This window comes from Bacteroides sp. GM023 (assembly GCF_014750685.1).
Taxonomy (GTDB): Bacteria; Bacteroidota; Bacteroidia; order Bacteroidales; family Bacteroidaceae; genus Bacteroides.
This window is the reverse complement of the sequence record NZ_JAAXGE010000003.1, coordinates 111,514-129,140: the sequence shown is the minus strand read 5'-3', so window position 1 is coordinate 129,140 and position 17,627 is coordinate 111,514. Positions and strand designations below refer to the sequence as shown.

Here is a 17,627-nt window from a genome sequence, read left to right as displayed (position 1 = left end):
ATGAAACAGATTCTATATAAGCTTTTTGAGCATCAGTATTTGGGACGCGATGAGGCCCGTACTATCTTACAAAACATCGCACAAGGAAAATATAATGATGTACAGGTGGCTTCGCTAATCACAGTTTTCCTGATGCGCAATATTTCCGTTGAAGAATTATGCGGTTTCCGCGATGCATTGCTTGAGATGCGCGTTCCGGTAGATTTGAGCGAGTTTGCTCCGATAGATATTGTAGGAACAGGCGGTGACGGAAAAAATACATTCAACATTTCTACTGCTTCCTGTTTCACGGTTGCCGGGGCAGGCTTTCCGGTGGTGAAGCATGGTAATTACGGGGCAACGTCAGTCAGTGGTGCCAGCAATGTGATGGAACAGCATGGCGTGAAGTTTACCAATGATGTAGATCAATTGCGTCGCAGCATGGAGCAGTGTAATATTGCTTATTTGCATGCTCCTTTGTTCAATCCGGCTCTGAAGGCTGTCGCTCCGGTGCGTAAGGGACTGGCAGTGCGTACTTTCTTCAATATGCTCGGTCCGTTAGTGAATCCGGTATTGCCGGCTTATCAGCTTCTGGGAGTTTATAATCTCCCGCTGCTGCGCCTTTATACCTATACTTATCAGGAAAGTAAAACGAAATTTGCCGTCGTTCATAGTTTGGACGGATATGATGAAATCTCCCTGACCAATGAATTTAAAGTGGCAACCAGTGCCAACGAAAAGATTTATACTCCTGAAAGTCTCGGGTTCTCCCGCTACAAAGATACCGACTTGGATGGCGGACAGACACCGGAAGATGCCGCAAAAATCTTCGATAACATCATGAATAATACAGCGACCGAAGCCCAAAAGAATGTGGTAGTTATCAACTCTGCTTTTGCCATCCATGTAGTTTGTCCGGAAAAGACGATTGAGGAGTGCATTGCCATGGCTAAAGAGTCACTGGAAAGTGGACGGGCATTAACAACTTTGAAGAAATTCATTGAATTAAACAGTTAATATTGTATTTTTGTAAATCCACTATCCAAAACTAATCATTCAAAATCAATGAAAGATATATTATCCGAAATAATAGCCAACAAACGATTTGAAGTAGACCTGCAAAAGCAGGCTATTTCTATCGAACAGTTGCAGGAAGGTATCAGTGAGGCTCCGGCTATTCGCTCCATGAAACAGGCATTGGCTTCTTCAAAGTCGGGCGTGATTGCAGAATTTAAACGACGTTCTCCGTCTAAAGGATGGATAAAGCAGGACGCCCGCCCGGAAGAAATTGTTCTCTCTTATGCGACAGTAGGGGCTTCTGCCCTCTCTATCCTCACCGATGAAAAGTTTTTCGGGGGAAGTCTGAAAGATATTCGTATTGCGCGCCCTTTGGTAGAGATTCCTATTCTTAGAAAGGATTTCATCATTGACGAATATCAACTTTATCAGGCAAAAATTGTCGGTGCGGACGCTGTGCTTCTTATTGCAGCCGCACTTGAACAGGAAAAATGTAATGAACTTACAGAGAAAGCTCATTCTTTGGGACTGGAAGTTCTGCTGGAAATCCACAGTTCGGAAGAATTGGCGTATATTAATAAAGAGATAGATATGGTAGGAATCAACAATCGTAACTTGGGAACTTTCTTCACCGATGTGGAAAACTCGTTCCGATTGGCCGGGCAACTTCCCCAAGACGCGGTATTGGTATCCGAAAGCGGTATCTCCGATCCTGAAATCGTAAAACGTCTCCGGACAGCCGGATTCCATGGATTTCTGATTGGTGAAACATTTATGAAAACTGAGCAACCGGGAGAAACCTTACAGAATTTCCTGCGAGCCATACAATAAACTAATTATTCAAAACGGCCTGCCCTATGATCAACGGAAAAATTATCAAAGTATGTGGAATGTGTGAAGCTGAAAACATACGGGATGTAGAATCACTTGAAGGCATCGATATGCTGGGATTTATCTTTTATCCCAAATCTCCCCGATATGTCTACGAGCTTCCGGCTTATCTCCCTATCTACACCCGACGTGTCGGAGTGTTTGTGAATGAGGATAAGCAAGTGGTCAGCATGTATGCCGATCGTTTCGGACTGAACTATGTGCAACTGCATGGAACCGAATCACCGGAATACTGTCGGTCATTGCATATGGCGGGATTGAAAATCATCAAAGCCTTTTCAATAGCCCGTCCTAAGGATTTGGCAAAGGTATATGAGTATGAAAAGGTCTGCGACTTGTTCCTGTTCGATACGAAATGCGAACAGTATGGTGGTTCGGGCAATCAGTTCGACTGGAGTATCCTGCACACGTATAACGGACATGTACCTTTTCTATTAAGCGGTGGCATCAATCCTTACAGTGTCAATGCGCTGAAAGAGTTTAAGCATCCCCGCCTTGCCGGATATGATCTCAACAGCCGTTTTGAATTAAAACCGGGAAAGAAGGATACGGAACGTATCCGGACATTCCTGAATGAACTAAAATCCTAATTTTAAATTTCCAATAATCATGAATAGAATTAATCAACTTTTCAATAGTAATAAGAAAGATATACTTTCCATTTATTTCTGTGCAGGTGATCCAACGTTGGACGGCACTGCCAATGTAATCCGTACACTCGAAAAGCACGGAGTCAGTATGATTGAAATCGGGATTCCCTTCAGTGATCCGATGGCGGATGGTATTGTTATTCAAAATGCCGCTACCCAGGCACTGCGCAACGGTATGTCCCTAAAACTCCTTTTCGAACAATTGCGCGATATTCGCAAGGATGTGAAAATACCACTTGTATTTATGGGTTACCTAAATCCAATCATGCAGTTCGGATTTGAGAACTTCTGCCGTCAATGTGTAGAATGTGGGATCGACGGAGTTATCATTCCCGACCTTCCCTTCCGTGATTATCAGGAACAATACCGCATCATCGCCGAACGTTATAACATCAAAGTTATTATGCTTATCACACCGGAAACCAGTGAAGAGCGTGTACGTGAAATCGATGCACATACAGACGGCTTTATCTACATGGTTTCATCCGCAGCAACTACCGGAGCACAACAGGACTTCAACGAACAGAAGCGGTCTTACTTCAAAAAGATAGAAGATATGCATCTGAACAATCCATTGATGGTGGGATTCGGTATCTCGAACAAAGCCACTTTCCAGGCGGCATGCGAATATGCTTCGGGAGCAATCATTGGTAGCAAATTTGTCACTCTGCTCGAAGAAGAAAAAGATCCGGAGAAGGCTATTCTCAAATTGAAAGAAGCACTGAAATAAATAAGGATAATCAACAGTAAGCAGTTAAAGTAACCGGGACGGATATGTTCGCACAGTCAACCGGTCTTTAACTACTTACTTTTAAAGACACAGGAGCTTTTTCTTTTAAATCATCGGATAAGCCCGTATAAATATTCAGGTTTAAAACATTTCAATCTAATCTACAAACAAATTCGTCATTTACTATTCATAATATCCAATTAATCGGTATCTTTGTCAGCGTTTTAACAGAAATTCAACGGTTATGAAAGTAGATACTCCCTCTGTTTTGTTAATTTATACGGGTGGAACTATCGGAATGATAGAAAATCCTGAAACTGGTGCTTTAGAGAATTTCAATTTCGACCATCTGCTCAATCATGTTCCCGAGCTGAAAAGATTCAACTATCGCATCTCTTCCTATCAATTCGAGCCACCTCTCGACTCTTCGGATATGGAACCTGCTTATTGGGCCAAACTGGTGAAGATTATCAATTATAACTACGATTATTTTGATGGTTTTGTTATTCTTCATGGAACGGATACCATGGCTTACACTGCTTCTGCCTTAAGCTTTATGCTCGAGAACCTAAGCAAACCCGTCATCCTCACCGGCTCGCAACTCCCTATCGGAACTTTACGGACGGATGGAAAGGAAAATCTCATTACCGCTATTGAAATCGCCGCTGCCAAGAACCCGGACGGCACTGCCATTGTTCCCGAAGTATGCATATTCTTCGAGAATCACTTAATGCGCGGTAACCGTACTACCAAAATAAACGCGGAAAACTTTAATGCATTCCGGTCTTTTAATTACCCACCGTTAGCACGGGTAGGTATTCATATCAAATATGAGCCTAACCTTATCCGTAAGCCCGACCTTACCAAGCCTTTAAAACCACATTATCTATTTGACACAAATGTGGTTATACTAACGCTTTTCCCTGGTATCCAAGAGAGTATAGTAACTTCTCTCCTACATGTTCCCGGATTAAAAGCGGTAGTAATGAAGACTTTCGGATCGGGAAATGCGCCACAAAAAGAATGGTTTATCCGCCAATTGAAGGAAGCTACCGAACGGGGGATTATTATTGTAAACATCACCCAATGCGCTTCGGGAGCGGTAGAGATGGGACGCTATGAGACAGGGATACATCTGTTGGAAGCCGGTGTTATCAGTGGATATGATAGTACTCCCGAATGTGCTATAACCAAACTCATGTTTTTATTGGGACACGGATTATCCAACCAAGACATCCGATACAAAATGAACTCCTGTTTAACAGGAGAAATCACCAAGTCCTAAAAGATAAACTGATTTAGTACAATCCCCTAATTTTCGTTTTGCAGATTCCTGTAAAAGAGAGCATTAGGGGATTTCTTTTGTATTCATGCAGAGCCTCGGGTAATCCCAATGGAGCCAAAATGAAGCCAAAACGGAAGTAGATTTGTTTTCCTTACATAAAACAGTATGAAATGTATCTTAAATATAAGATATGCGACTATTTTTGTATAAGATGTTGGTTACAAACAATCAAGCAATATAACTGTATGATGAAAAAAACTATTCAATTCATACCAATCATTGCAATAGCAATGGTAGGTACTATGTTAAGTTGTGTCGATTCGGGAAAGGATTTGTACGATCCGTCTTATGAAACACCTAATCCTATGGGCGATGGCTTTGCCGCTCCCGACGGTTTTGATTGGAACATGATGGTAACAAAGAATGTTTCAGTTGAAGTGAAAGATGAAGAAGGTGGTCTTTTTGCTTATTTAGTAGAAATATACGCAGATGATCCTCTTGCTAACGAAAGTGCTTCCGCACTTACTACAATGACGGCTAACAAAGGCAATAACTTCAAAGTTACAGCAGCTATCAGCCTGCTATCCACTCAAAAGGGGATTTACATCAAACAAATCGACCCTAGAGGACGCGAACAGGTATATCAGTTCGACGTACCGGAAAACAGTGATAATATGACTTGTAAACTCTATTATGTAGAATCCGCTGCACAAAATAGAGCGTTAATGAGCCGTGCTGTCGCAACAAGAGGTATTTCATTTGAAAAGCCAGATTATTCTACTATACCGGGTGATGCAAAAGAAATCTCTGATATGGGCGGAAGTGCTTTGCAATCTAGCTCTTCTTATAAAATTACATCGGATTATAATGGTACATTTACTTATCATGGCTACGAAGGCGCAATCACTACTAGAGTCTACGTAGATGCAAAATGGACTATTCCGTCAGCATTCCAGTTTCAGAATGGTATTGAAATCATCGTCATGAATGGTGCTAAAATTGAAGCGTCAGGAACAATGTCATTTGTTAGAAATTCAGTGCTGACCATTATGGATCAAGGCAGTGTTACAACGAATGATATATCATTCACGAATGGTGAGCCCGCAGCATTAAGAAACTGGGGTACATTATCAGTAGCAGCTAGAACTACACTACATGATGGTGCATCACTCTATAACAAAGGAACGATCACAAGTAAAGACATCTCAATCAACTCTAATACGCAAATTGTAAATGATAACAAGATTGAGCTTACGGGAGATTTTAACTTACCATCTAATTTTTCATTAGAAAATAATGGAGAGATTTATGGAAAAAAAATAATCGCCAATGCAAATGCCGTTATTACTAACACGAATATAATGGTATTTGAAACGATGAATTTCACTAATACTACTGTTAACAATTCCTGTAGTATGGAAGCAACTACTTCTTTCCATGCCAATGGGGCTACATTCAACTTCAACAAAGGATACCTAAAAGCACCTACAATGAAATTTGAAAATGGTGTGGTCAACCTAACTAACGGTTCAATGCTGGACGCAACTACAAGCCTGGCTATACCGCCGGGTACTGCCAAATTCTATGGAAAAGGTGAAAATACTTCTATGATAAAATCTCCGGTAATAACCGGGCAAGGTTTCACATACGACGGCAATTTAGCAATTGAGTCTGATAGTCACGTAGCGAAAGAACGATGGTGGGCTAATTATCACGTACAAAATGGCGCATACATCACTAAAATAGGAGAATCCAAAATAATAATCGAAGTTTGTACAGGTACTAAGAACGGAGGAAACGAAGGTGAATCCCCTAAAGATCCCGACTATCCGATAACAATAGATGATACTAATAACTATACCTATTTATTTGAGGATCAATGGCCGCTATACGGAGATTATGATATGAATGACGCTGTTCTGATTATCAAAGAAAGAAAGATTTTAATTAATAAAGATAATAAGGCGCAAGAGTTCAAACTAAGTATTGATCTAGCAGCTGCCGGAGCAATGAAGAGTATCGGAGCTGCTATCATGCTGGACGGCGTTCCTGCCAGTGCCATCACGCAACCAGTAGAGTTCGATGATAATTCGCTTATCCAAAACTTCAATGTGAATAATAACCGAATTGAAAACGGACAGGAATTTGCTGTTATTCCATTGTTTGACGATGCGCATAAAGCATTGGGAATCAATCGTTATGAACAGATTAACACCATCAAAAACAGTTCAAACAATAAAAGCCCTAAAAAGATTAGTTTCACGATTAAATTCAGTAATCCGATTTCTGTTGACGAACTCAACATTAATAAGTTGAATGTTTTCATCTTTGTAGAAGGAAACAGAAACAATCGTAAAGAAATTCACGTTGCCGGTTATCAGCCAAGCAAACTGGCGAATACTGATTTGTTTGGTGGAAACAATGATGACAGTTCTACTTCACGTAAGAGATATTATATCAGTAAGGAGAATCTGGCATGGGGAATCATGGTTCCGGCTGAATTCCAATGGCCTTTGGAATATACGAACATTAAAAATGCCTACTCGCTGTTTGAAAGCTGGGTGACAAGTGGCGGTACTAAGAATCAAGATTGGTGGAAGACTTTCGATTCCTCCAAATTATACAAATAAAAACTAAACATAAATTATTGACATGGATTTCATCCTTGATGAAATCCATGTTTTTCTCACTAATATATCGCTGATTAGTATTTTATAGAGAAAATTATACATATCATAAATTTTAGATACCTATAATGAGAGATTATTCTAAAATAATATCTATATTTGCACTGCATCGCCAAATTTAATGTGATAGCAAATTAATCTATATATCAAATAACAAAGCAAGCGATAGAAAGATCTATTCGTATGAAGAAAAAAATATTACTAGTCGACGATAAGGCGACAATCGGAAAAGTAGCAGGGGTCTATTTAGGGAAAGACTATGATTTTACCTATTTGGAAGATCCTATTAAAGCTATAGAGTGGCTTAATGAAGGAAATATGCCCGATCTTATCATTTCGGATATCCGTATGCCACTTATGATGGGAGATGAATTTTTAAAGTACATGAAGAATAACGAGTTATTCAAATCAATTCCTATTGTTATGCTGTCCAGTGAAGAGAGTACAACAGAGAGAATCAGATTACTGGAAGAAGGAGCTGAAGACTACATTTTGAAGCCATTCAATCCATTGGAACTCAAAATCCGAATAAAAAAGATTATCGACTAATACCGGGCTTCTACATGCAATATTTTGTTTACATAGGCAAAGATAGTAAAACAATCGAGCTGTTCTCTAAACTAAGTATAGGAGTATTCTATGCGGCATCGAATTGTAACAAAGCTATCAAAGTACTGGATAAGATACGGGAGAAATATGACGCTGCTCTATTTTTTGAGCAGATAAGCCTATCTAAAGATATTGCTGATATACGCTATATGCGCAAAAAGTATCCGGGGCTTTATATGGTACTAGTCATTGATTCGTTATCCAAAGAGGAAGCATCAGAGTATCTTAAAGCAGGAATTAATAATACAGTCAAATATGAGACTACACACGAAGCTCTGACTGACTTATCAACCTTCCTCAAACGCAGGAAAGAACAGAAAATAAAAGCTCTTCAACTTAAAGCGCAAAATATAAATGCTTTCAAACTACCATTATGGAAAAGAGCTTTTGACATATTTTTCTCGGGAATGGCAATATTGTGTCTTTCTCCTCTTTTGATATTTACAGCACTAGCCATCCGGATAGAAAGCAAAGGACCGATTATCTACAAATCCAAACGTGTAGGAAGCAATTATCAGATATTCGATTTCCTCAAGTTCCGCTCGATGTACACCGATGCCGACAAGCATCTAAAAGACTTCAACGCTCTCAACCAATATCAGGAAGAAGAGCAGGATATTTGGGGAGAGGAAGAAGAACCGGAAGCAGAACTTAATGAGAATGCTGACGAAGAAGAAATTCTCTTGATATCTGACGACTTCGTTATCACCGAAGAAGATTATATTCACAAGAAATCCAAAGAAAAGAGCAATGCTTTCGTGAAACTGGAGAATGATCCCAGAATCACAAAAATAGGGCGTTTTATCCGCAAATATAGTATTGATGAGTTACCACAACTCATTAATATATTAAAGGGGGATATGTCCATAGTGGGCAACCGTCCTCTCCCACTCTATGAAGCTGAACTGCTGACCAGCGACGAACATATCGACCGCTTTATGGGTCCGGCAGGGCTAACCGGCCTGTGGCAAGTGGAAAAAAGAGGAGAAGCCGGCAAACTTTCCGCCGAAGAGCGTAAGCAGTTGGACATCACCTATGCAAAGACTTTCTCTTTTTGGCTGGATATAAAAATCATCCTGAAGACAGTCACTGCATTTATTCAAAAAGAGAACGTATAATTCCCTTTCGGACGATGGACTCCTATATCTATATACTAGATGATTTGATATTCTTCTTCACGGGAGTTTTATTTCTATATCTTTTTGTATTGGCAGTGGCGTCACATTTCAAGCATATCATCTATTCAAAAACCAAGAAAAAGTACCATTGTGCGATTCTTATCCCGGAAGATAGTCCACTTATAACTACCTATAAAGAAGAGCCTTACGAGTTTATCACCTATAATGACTTGTACCAATGTATCAACAGTTTGGACAAAGAACAGTATGACCTGGTAGTTATTCTATCTGATACAGCTTGTGCCCTGTCACCACGATTGATGGACAAGATATACGATGCCTACGATTCAGGCATACAGGCAATCCAATTACATTCAATTACCGAAAACCGCAAAGGCTTTCGAAACCGTTTTCGCATCCTGTGTGATGAAATAAAAAACAGCATTTGCAGAGCAGGAAACACTCAGTTTGGATTATCATCCAATTTACTCGGGACCAATATGGCTATTGATTTGCAATGGCTGCAAAAGAATTTGAAAAGCTCTAAAACTAATATTGAACGGAAGCTACTCCGACAGAATATTTATATAGATTACCTGCCGGACGCAATCGTTTACTGCCAGTCCTCCCCTGTCTGCCCTTATCGGAAACGTATCCGGAAGATGGCTTCCTATCTGATTCCTTCGCTATTAGAAGGAAACTGGAGCTTCTTTAACCGAATCATACAGCAATTGATACCTTCTCCGCTAAAATTGTGTATCTTCGTAGGTGTATGGGCTACATTGATGACAGGATACGACTGGACTTCATCATTTGGCTGGTGGATTCTACTCTTCGGTTTACTAATCGCATACAGCCTGGCAATCCCTGATTATTTGGTAGAAGATAAGAAGAAGAAAAAACATTCAATATGGAGAAAAAAACACTTAAACAGCGAATTAAAGGAAACCCCGGTTTAAAGCAGGCTATTCATCGTTTCATCATGCATCCCGTCAAGACACGCCCTAATTGGTGGATACGTCTTTTCGATTTCCTCTATCTGAAACGTGGAAAAGGTTCCGTTATCTACCGGAGTGTACGCAAAGACCTTCCTCCTTTCAATCGATTCTCTTTAGGAAGATATTCTGTGGTGGAAGACTTCTCCTGCCTTAACAATGCAGTCGGAGATTTGGCTATCGGGGATTATACCCGTATCGGACTAAGAAATACAATCATAGGCCCCGTTACCATTGGTAATCATGTCAACCTGGCACAAAACGTAACTGCCACCGGACTCAACCACAATTATCAGGATGCGGAAAAGATGATTGATGAACAGGGGGTGAGTACACAACCGGTCGTTATCGAGGATGATGTATGGGTAGGCGCCAATTCAGTGATTCTTCCGGGAGTTATTTTGGGTAAACATTGCGTAGTGGCAGCCGGAAGTGTAGTCAGTCATTCCGTTCCACCCTATTCCATATGTGCGGGATGCCCTGCAAGAATCATCAAAGCATACAATTTTGAAACAAAAGAATGGGAGAAAGTAGAGAAAACGCCTATCGGTAACCATAAATAATGAGAATAGCTGCGTAATATACCTTATATAGGTGATTGTGACACATACTGAAACACGCTATCTTTGCAGTATCAGAATTGAATTAATTAGTCATAATTTTATTACGTAGCCACATTTAAGTAAAAATGAAATAGAGTCCCGCCGAAGCGATTTCGTCGGGATTTTGTTTTTTATAACCCGCAATCGCCGCACTCTTTAATTCCGTTATACTTCTTATAGAGCTATCACTTCATACAAATAAAAAAACGAGCTAATTCTTTATCGAATCACTCGCCACTGCATCAGAAAAGCCTAGAGGCTTTTCCATAGTACCACACTTTTCCTGAAAACTAATCTTCTTTTTACCCTAAAACATTTTACCTATTGTTATCCTTTTATCTTTTACCTTCTATTAAAAACTTTCCTATTGAACTAAAAACTTTAATACCCTAAATTTATTATCTAATCTAATACCTTCATATTTTCTTTTACCTTATAAAACTAAATAGCAATTTCCCAACTACTCTGCAAAGGTACGAATAATTTTCGTGTGCGCAAACGGTTTTGTATTTTATAACACTTTTCCAGGTTATAAATCTTTCACGTCACTCAACGCAACCAGCTTATTTACAATAGCATAGATAGTCAAACCGGCTGCGCTATGTATTTGCAATTTTTTGCTAATATTTCTCCTGTGAGTGATGACTGTATGAATGGATAAAAACAGTTTTTCCGCAATTTCCTTGTTAGTCATTCCTTTCACTACGCAGATCACAATTTCTTTCTCCCGCTGACTAAGCGCATCCTGGCTATCTGTTTCTTCTTCCTCTGAAGCCATATCCAACAAACCGGTAATCTTTTTTGAAAGTATCTCCAAGTCATCGAAAATAGAGATAGATTCATCGTACTTGCTCAACAAAGAAGCGTCTACAAAGGAAGTAACCAAAGCTATCACACGTATTCTTTTGCCGGATGTTTCTTCCCGAAACTTACCCACATCAAAATAATCACCGAAAGTCGGATTGACAATCAGCATATCAGGACACTGCGTCCGTACACAATCATGCAACGCTTCGACAGAAAGCAATTCTATGGGTTGTATCTTTACATTAGAAAGACGCTTTAAAGCGGCAGTCAATCCGCCGCGAATAATCACAGAGGTTTCAGCAATCGCTATTCGGACAACTTCGTTATTTTTCATTTTCTCTAATCCTCCTTTCCAAGTTCAGAATAGCAGGAACAAAAATATAATCTTCTACCTTGCAATGAGATTCCAAACCGGCCTCACAAGCATAAATATCGAAAAGAGCCGCATTCAAAAGATTCTCATTGGCCTTGGCAGGACAATATTTAATAATAATATTCTTCAGTTCCGTCAACTTCTCTCCTACCTGGTCATGATGCTTGGAGAATGTACTGATTTGATAATTCTTCGGAGCATTCCCCGCAATCAACGCATTGACATACTTGAATACGGTTTTCTCTTCATAATCCATGTGCTTACGCACTTCGCGTGTATATTCATCGAAAAACTTCAGAATAAGAAAAGCGACGTCATCCTGTGAGCAATCAATAGCTTCGATCAGTTTGCGCCGTATGGCGGGAAGAGAAAAATCAAGGAAATAACTATGCGCTTGTCGCAGGTAGTCTATCAATCCCGGTATGGAAATATTATCCTTATCACCATTCAACCGTGAAAAGCCTTCAGCTATGAAATTGACCACAATTAGAAAGGTCTGGCAGTCTACTCCGTTCTGTTCACAGACTTCTTTTACTGTTTTATCACCGAAACCTAATGATAGCCCGAAGCGGCTCATCACTTGCAATAAAGAATAGTCATCACTGATAAGTTCAATCATCTTATCAGTTGATTTATATTTTTGTAAATTATCCATCGATACCTACTTTATATTAGAGACTACAAAGAAACGGAATATTTCACGGATATACAATCATCATTTATAGGTATTTTGATTCTTTACAAATTACTAAATACTAATTACATGCTACTATTTTGTATCCCAAGTATAGGCGAGCATCTCTTTTTTTAGTAATTTTGTCGCTATCAATTTGTAATTAATAACTCGTAATAATTAATAAAATGGCAAACGAACTCGAATTGAAATACGGTTGCAACCCTAACCAAAAGCCTGCCCGTATCTTCATGAAAGAAGGTGAACTCCCTATCGAAGTACTGAACGGACGTCCCGGTTACATCAATCTGCTGGATGCATTCAACAGTTGGCAGTTAGTAAAAGAACTGAAAGAAGCTACCGGACTACCGGCTGCCGCTTCCTTTAAGCATGTCAGTCCGGCAGGTGCTGCTGTTGCAGTAGAAATGAGCGATACATTAAAAAAGATTTACTTTGTGGATGATGTGAAACTGTCGCCGCTAGCAACAGCATATGCACGTGCACGTGGCGCAGACCGAATGTCGTCTTACGGGGATTTTATCGCATTGTCCGATACTTGTGATGAAGAAACAGCACGTATCATCAACCGTGAGGTATCTGACGGTGTCATTGCACCGGATTATACTCCCGAAGCATTGGAAATTCTGAAGAATAAAAGAAAAGGAACCTATAATGTAATCAAGATGAATCCTGCTTACCACCCGGCTCCTATCGAACACAAAGATGTTTTCGGCGTGACTTTCGAACAGGGAAGAAACGAACTGAAGATTGATGAAAGTCTTCTGAAAGAGATGCCCACAGCCAACAAGGAAATTCCGGCTGATGCCAAACGTGATTTGATTATTGCCTTAATCACTTTGAAATATACGCAGTCCAACTCCGTATGCTATGCAAAAGACGGACAGGCAATTGGCATCGGCGCAGGTCAGCAATCCCGTATTCACTGCACACGCCTGGCTGGTAATAAAGCTGATATTTGGTATTTACGCCAGCACCCGAAAGTTATGAACCTGCCATGGATTGAAAAAATCCGTCGTGCAGACCGCGACAATACCATCGACGTATATATTTCAGAAGATTATGAAGACGTATTGGCAGATGGCGTTTGGCAACAGTTCTTTACTGAAAAGCCGGAAGTGTTGACTCGCGAAGAAAAACGTGCCTGGTTGGATACCATGACGGGCGTAGCTTTAGGCTCGGATGCTTTCTTCCCGTTTGGAGATAATATAGAGAGAGCACACAAAAGCGGTGTCAGCTATATTGCGCAACCGGGTGGTTCCGTACGTGACGATCATGTTATCAGTACTTGCGACAAATATAATATGGCAATGGCATTTACAGGTATCCGTTTGTTCCACCATTAAATAACAGTTTCATATAAAAGTTAGGATTAACATCTGTGAATCTTGACTTTTACCAATGTAAACTTCAATTTCTGTTCCTACTATATCCCTATTTATAATGAGAATGAGACAATTATTCCATTATAAATAGGGATTTTCTATTTCTAAAGGACACCCTATCTTTGTGGCATTACATTTAAAAACAAATTCAAGATGAATAAAATTGGAGTATTTTATGGTTCCACTACCGGAACAACAGAAGACCTTGCCCGTCGAATTGCAGATAAGTTGGATGTTTCTTCGGAACATGTATTTGATGTATCCAAACTTACGGAAGCATTAGTAAATGAATATGATGTGTTAGTACTTGGTTCTTCCACATGGGGAGCAGGCGAACTTCAGGACGACTGGTATGACGGTGTGAAAGTTTTAAAGAAATGTGATTTGTCTCACAAATATGTAGCCTTGTTCGGTTGCGGGGATTCGGATTCTTATGCAGATACATTCTGTGACGCAATAGGAATTCTTTATGAAGATTTGAAAGATACCCGTTGCAAGTTCTGCGGTTCGGTAGATACGGCAGGCTATACGTTCGACGCTTCCATCGCTGTTGTGGACGGTAAGTTCGTAGGACTTCCGCTCGACGAAGTCAACGAAGACAACCTGACAGACGAACGTATCAGCGCATGGGCTGAACAAGTGAAACAAGAAATTAGCTAACTTTACCTTCATATATTAAAGAATACTTTGCATCATGGCTACTGAAAGAATCATTCCCGGTGAAATCAGGATTTTCCTTAATCACATTTATGAGTTTAAGAAAGGCGTACGCAACATGGTACTCTACACAATGAGCAGAGAGCACGAAGAGTTTGCCATCCGCCGGTTGAAAAATCAAAAAATCAGTTATATGATACAAGAAGTAGGTACTAATAAAATCAACCTGTTTTTTGGAAAGCCCGAATGTATGGAAGCTATGCGGCATATCATCATTCGCCCTTTGAATCAACTGACCGCCGAAGAAGACTTTATTTTAGGAGCTATGCTGGGATATGACCTTTGCCAGCAATGCAAACGGTATTGCAATAAAAAAGAAAGTATAAAGATTGCAGTGTAAGCGATAACCCTAGCATAAGTTTAGCTTTGTTTGTATGTAGTTTGTCTTGAGTGGAATCGTTTCTTCAAAAAAACAGGTTTCTGTCAGAACATTTTCCAATGGAAACTTGTTATAAAAGAAACGATTCCCTCAATTACAACCAAATCAAACATTGCAATGAAGCAACAACAAGAACAACTCACCGCCTATACATTGGCCGGTATTTTCACCCTTTCGTTACGACTTATTGTCGGTTGGACTTATTTTTCCGCCTTTTGGCGAAGACTCGTTCTCGAAAACAAACTCATCCCGGATTCTGCCGGATACATCGGAGAAAAGTTCAATCATTTCCTTCCTAACTCACTAGGAATTAAACCTATCATTGAATATCTTGTCAGCACCCCCGATTTACTTTGGTGGGCAATGGTTATCTTCACCATCGTCGAAGGTATAGTCGGATTATTGTATATGTTCGGCTTCTTTACAAGATTGATGAGCATTGGTGTATTCAGTCTTGCATTCGGTATCCTGTTAGGCTCCGGCTGGTTGGGAACCACTTGTCTCGATGAATGGCAAATAGGTATTTTAGGCGTATCGGCGGGATTTACTATCTTCCTTTCCGGAGGTGGCAAATATTCTTTGGACTATCTGTTACAATCCAAGTTACCCAAAAACAAATGGCTGGTATGGATTACTTCCGGCGAACTTCCGTTGTCTATAAAACGAGTCAGTAAAGTGGCAATCAGCGGCGCAGTCGTATTGTTCATACTTGCGCTATACACCAATCAGGTTTTTCATAATGGTGTATGGGGGCCGTTACATAACAAATCCGTAAAACCCAAAATCGAACTCTCGGATGCAAAGATTGATAATGGGACTCTCTCCTTTAAAGTATATCGTGTAGAAGGTGTCGACGTATACGGTTCTTTCCTTATAGGTATTACGCTAAAAGAGGCCAATGGCAAAGTCGTGATTCAAAAAGATGGAGAAGAACTGGCACAATTTCCACTTACCAATATAAAGAATGATTATGTAGCCAAAGTGGCTCCGGGCAAACACAGCCTTATTATTCCACTAGGCAGCAAAGCAACTCTGACGATCAGAGACAATGCGCTGAAGAACTTGCCTGAAGGTCAGTATGAACTAATTTTGACTGACATCAGCGGTATTACCTGGAAACAAAACATTGCCATCCACTAAAAGCAGATAACTTAACACACTATCATATATAAAGGTGTATATCAGTAATTTTCTTCTTACTGACATACGCCTTTGTTTGTTTTGTCTCCGACAGTAGATTAATTAGGACAAAAAACACATACCTACTAATAACCACACTTCAGGAAAAGATACTTATTTTTAGGTATTGTCCGTTATTTCACCTTCACATACCTTTGCAGCAGTTTAAAATTATAAAAATTAAAGTAAATGAAAAGAAAAGTATTACTATTTTCTTTATGTCTGGCAGCTGGAATATCAAAGGGGTTTGCAACAAATTTAGCAGACACAAATACGGATGATAGCACTAAGAAAACAGAAGACAGTCCCAAGAAATCCCGTCTGACAATAGGCGGTTATGGTGAAGCGGTAATGACACGAAACTTTTTCAGCGACAATTATTTACGTTATAATGATGCAGAAAAATACAAAAATGCAAAAAGTCACGGTCGCTTTGATCTCCCCCATGTAGTACTTTTTATCGGTTATGACTTTGGTAAAGGTTGGAGCATGGGTAGTGAAATAGAATTTGAGCACGGAGGAACTGAAAGCGCTGTCGAAATAGAAGAAGAAGAAGGAGGTGAATATGAATCAGAAATAGAACGCGGTGGTGAAGTAGCTCTGGAACAATTCTGGATTCAGAAATCATTCAGTCCGGCATTTAATATAAGAATGGGACATATCATAATCCCCGTTGGTGGAACCAACCAACACCATATGCCTACCGAATTTTTCGGAGTGTATCGTCCGGAAGGAGAAAATACGATAATGCCATGTACATGGCATGAAACCGGAATAAGCATTTGGGGGCGTACAGGAGACTGGCGTTATGAGGCACTTTTTCTACCCGGATTGGATTCTGACCGCTTTGGACGTAAAGGCTGGATTCATGATGGTGCCGGAAGCCCCTATGAATTTAAAATAGCCAATGCTTATGCCGGAGCCTTCCGAATTGACAATTTTTCAGTGCCCGGACTTCGTATGTCTGTCAGTGGATATATAGGTAATACATTTAGCAATACCCTAAATACCAATGAAAGCCAAGCTTATAAAAATGTAAAAGGTACAGTCGTTATCGGTGCCTTCGACTTTCATTATAATGCACATAACTGGATTGTGCGTGGAAACTTCGATTATGGACATTTGACCGACTCAAAGCTCATTTCCCAATACAACATAGGCATGCCTAATGCATCACCTTCCCCAAAACAAGGAGTCGCTTCCGATGCTATCGCCACCGGGTTAGAAGCTGGCTATAATATACTCTCACAATTCAGCAAGCTGAAAGATACCGAAAAGAAGTTGTATATCTTCGGGCGTTATGATTATTACGATTCCATGTACAAGACTAAAGGTGTGACCAACTACGACTGGTGCGGACGAAACCGTATAGCAGCGGGTCTTAATTACTATCCTATTAAAGATATCGTAATTAAAGGTGAATATTCCATCGGATTATTAAAAAGCAACTATAATAATGAGCCTTCTATATCTTTAGGAGTGGCTTATGCAGGCTTTTTTACAAAATAAAATAGGTATTACTAATTAAAAACA

At 40.0% G+C, this 17,627-nt stretch carries 17 protein-coding genes; 15 read left to right on the top strand and 2 right to left on the bottom strand.

Translation table 11 applies throughout. The features are described from left to right. The 10 genes from trpD to HC965_RS07055 all read left to right on the top strand — a co-directional run bounded on the left by trpD (position 1) and on the right by HC965_RS07055 (position 10,524). Positions 1–996, top strand: coding sequence for an anthranilate phosphoribosyltransferase (gene trpD, locus HC965_RS07100; protein ID WP_191030844.1), 996 nt, complete (start codon positions 1–3; stop codon positions 994–996). Positions 997–1,044: 48 nt separating this feature from the next. Continuing rightward, on the top strand, positions 1,045–1,827 hold the full coding sequence (gene trpC / locus HC965_RS07095; RefSeq protein ID WP_191030843.1) for an indole-3-glycerol phosphate synthase TrpC: 783 nt from the start codon (positions 1,045–1,047) through the stop codon (positions 1,825–1,827). 26 nt (positions 1,828–1,853) lie between these two features. Then, the gene (locus HC965_RS07090) at positions 1,854–2,477 is read left to right on the top strand and encodes a phosphoribosylanthranilate isomerase (RefSeq protein ID WP_191030842.1); all 624 of its coding nucleotides are present in this window, start codon (positions 1,854–1,856) and stop codon (positions 2,475–2,477) included. A gap of 19 nt (positions 2,478–2,496) precedes the next feature. Then, positions 2,497–3,267: a tryptophan synthase subunit alpha gene (gene trpA / locus HC965_RS07085; RefSeq protein WP_191030841.1), complete on the top strand. Its 771-nt coding sequence runs from the start codon at positions 2,497–2,499 to the stop codon at positions 3,265–3,267. Between the two features lie 244 nt (positions 3,268–3,511). Further along, positions 3,512–4,552, top strand: a complete 1,041-nt coding sequence (locus tag HC965_RS07080) for an asparaginase (protein ID WP_191030840.1) — start codon at positions 3,512–3,514, stop codon at positions 4,550–4,552. Positions 4,553–4,797: 245 nt separating this feature from the next. Further along, entirely contained in the window at positions 4,798–7,182 is a 2,385-nt protein-coding gene (locus tag HC965_RS07075) for an LruC domain-containing protein (RefSeq protein ID WP_191030839.1), read from the top strand. A gap of 240 nt (positions 7,183–7,422) precedes the next feature. Then, positions 7,423–7,788 (top strand): PleD family two-component system response regulator, encoded by a 366-nt coding sequence (locus HC965_RS07070; protein ID WP_022137887.1) that lies wholly within the window; start codon positions 7,423–7,425, stop codon positions 7,786–7,788. Positions 7,789–7,802: 14 nt separating this feature from the next. After that, positions 7,803–8,966 (top strand): sugar transferase, encoded by a 1,164-nt coding sequence (locus HC965_RS07065; RefSeq protein WP_191030838.1) that lies wholly within the window; start codon positions 7,803–7,805, stop codon positions 8,964–8,966. Positions 8,967–8,980: 14 nt separating this feature from the next. Continuing rightward, positions 8,981–9,925 (top strand): glycosyltransferase family 2 protein, encoded by a 945-nt coding sequence (locus HC965_RS07060; protein ID WP_191030837.1) that lies wholly within the window; start codon positions 8,981–8,983, stop codon positions 9,923–9,925. Then, a complete protein-coding gene (locus tag HC965_RS07055) occupies positions 9,877–10,524 on the top strand; it encodes a DapH/DapD/GlmU-related protein (protein WP_191030836.1) in 648 nt (215 codons plus the stop codon). The genes HC965_RS07060 and HC965_RS07055 overlap by 49 nt, the downstream gene beginning before the upstream one ends. Before the next feature lie 568 nt (positions 10,525–11,092). Here the strand turns inward: HC965_RS07055 and HC965_RS07050 are convergent. Continuing rightward, positions 11,093–11,704, bottom strand: a complete 612-nt coding sequence (locus HC965_RS07050) for a LuxR C-terminal-related transcriptional regulator (RefSeq protein WP_191030835.1) — start codon at positions 11,702–11,704, stop codon at positions 11,093–11,095. After that, positions 11,694–12,398, bottom strand: coding sequence for a hemerythrin domain-containing protein (locus HC965_RS07045; RefSeq protein WP_191030834.1), 705 nt, complete (start codon positions 12,396–12,398; stop codon positions 11,694–11,696). Before HC965_RS07045 ends, HC965_RS07050 begins: the two co-directional genes overlap by 11 nt. Before the next feature lie 206 nt (positions 12,399–12,604). Between HC965_RS07045 and HC965_RS07040 the strand changes: the two genes are divergently transcribed. The 5 genes from HC965_RS07040 (at position 12,605) to HC965_RS07020 (ending at position 17,603) form a co-directional block, all read left to right on the top strand. Further along, entirely contained in the window at positions 12,605–13,780 is a 1,176-nt protein-coding gene (locus tag HC965_RS07040) for a phosphoribosylaminoimidazolecarboxamide formyltransferase (RefSeq protein ID WP_191030833.1), read from the top strand. A gap of 192 nt (positions 13,781–13,972) precedes the next feature. Then, on the top strand, positions 13,973–14,479 hold the full coding sequence (gene fldA, locus HC965_RS07035) for a flavodoxin FldA (protein WP_191030832.1): 507 nt from the start codon (positions 13,973–13,975) through the stop codon (positions 14,477–14,479). A 34-nt stretch (positions 14,480–14,513) separates the two neighbouring features. Continuing rightward, the gene (locus tag HC965_RS07030) at positions 14,514–14,876 is read left to right on the top strand and encodes a DUF2023 family protein (protein WP_191030831.1); all 363 of its coding nucleotides are present in this window, start codon (positions 14,514–14,516) and stop codon (positions 14,874–14,876) included. Between the two features lie 156 nt (positions 14,877–15,032). After that, positions 15,033–16,055 carry a TQO small subunit DoxD gene (locus HC965_RS07025; RefSeq protein ID WP_191030830.1) on the top strand — a complete coding sequence of 341 codons (1,023 nt, stop codon included), beginning with the start codon at positions 15,033–15,035 and terminating at the stop codon, positions 16,053–16,055. 228 nt (positions 16,056–16,283) lie between these two features. Continuing rightward, a complete protein-coding gene (locus HC965_RS07020) occupies positions 16,284–17,603 on the top strand; it encodes a hypothetical protein (RefSeq protein WP_191030829.1) in 1,320 nt (439 codons plus the stop codon). The last annotated feature ends 24 nt before the right edge of the window (positions 17,604–17,627 follow it).

Bases quoted from the DNA above. Each gene is read 5' to 3' on its own strand.
- HC965_RS07025 (WP_191030830.1), top strand. From the start codon at position 15,033: ATGAAGCAACAACAAGAACAACTCACCGCCTATACATTGGCCGGTATT.
- HC965_RS07020 (WP_191030829.1), top strand. From the start codon at position 16,284: ATGAAAAGAAAAGTATTACTATTTTCTTTATGTCTGGCAGCTGGAATA.
- HC965_RS07080 (WP_191030840.1), top strand. From the start codon at position 3,512: ATGAAAGTAGATACTCCCTCTGTTTTGTTAATTTATACGGGTGGAACT.
- HC965_RS07055 (WP_191030836.1), top strand. From the start codon at position 9,877: ATGGAGAAAAAAACACTTAAACAGCGAATTAAAGGAAACCCCGGTTTA.
- HC965_RS07065 (WP_191030838.1), top strand. From the start codon at position 7,803: ATGCAATATTTTGTTTACATAGGCAAAGATAGTAAAACAATCGAGCTG.
- HC965_RS07090 (WP_191030842.1), top strand. From the start codon at position 1,854: ATGATCAACGGAAAAATTATCAAAGTATGTGGAATGTGTGAAGCTGAA.
- HC965_RS07070 (WP_022137887.1), top strand. From the start codon at position 7,423: ATGAAGAAAAAAATATTACTAGTCGACGATAAGGCGACAATCGGAAAA.
- HC965_RS07075 (WP_191030839.1), top strand. From the start codon at position 4,798: ATGATGAAAAAAACTATTCAATTCATACCAATCATTGCAATAGCAATG.
- HC965_RS07030 (WP_191030831.1), top strand. From the start codon at position 14,514: ATGGCTACTGAAAGAATCATTCCCGGTGAAATCAGGATTTTCCTTAAT.
- trpA (WP_191030841.1), top strand. From the start codon at position 2,497: ATGAATAGAATTAATCAACTTTTCAATAGTAATAAGAAAGATATACTT.
- HC965_RS07050 (WP_191030835.1), bottom strand. From the start codon at position 11,704: ATGAAAAATAACGAAGTTGTCCGAATAGCGATTGCTGAAACCTCTGTG.
- HC965_RS07045 (WP_191030834.1), bottom strand. From the start codon at position 12,398: ATGGATAATTTACAAAAATATAAATCAACTGATAAGATGATTGAACTT.
- trpC (WP_191030843.1), top strand. From the start codon at position 1,045: ATGAAAGATATATTATCCGAAATAATAGCCAACAAACGATTTGAAGTA.
- fldA (WP_191030832.1), top strand. From the start codon at position 13,973: ATGAATAAAATTGGAGTATTTTATGGTTCCACTACCGGAACAACAGAA.
- HC965_RS07060 (WP_191030837.1), top strand. From the start codon at position 8,981: ATGGACTCCTATATCTATATACTAGATGATTTGATATTCTTCTTCACG.
- HC965_RS07040 (WP_191030833.1), top strand. From the start codon at position 12,605: ATGGCAAACGAACTCGAATTGAAATACGGTTGCAACCCTAACCAAAAG.
- trpD (WP_191030844.1), top strand. From the start codon at position 1: ATGAAACAGATTCTATATAAGCTTTTTGAGCATCAGTATTTGGGACGC.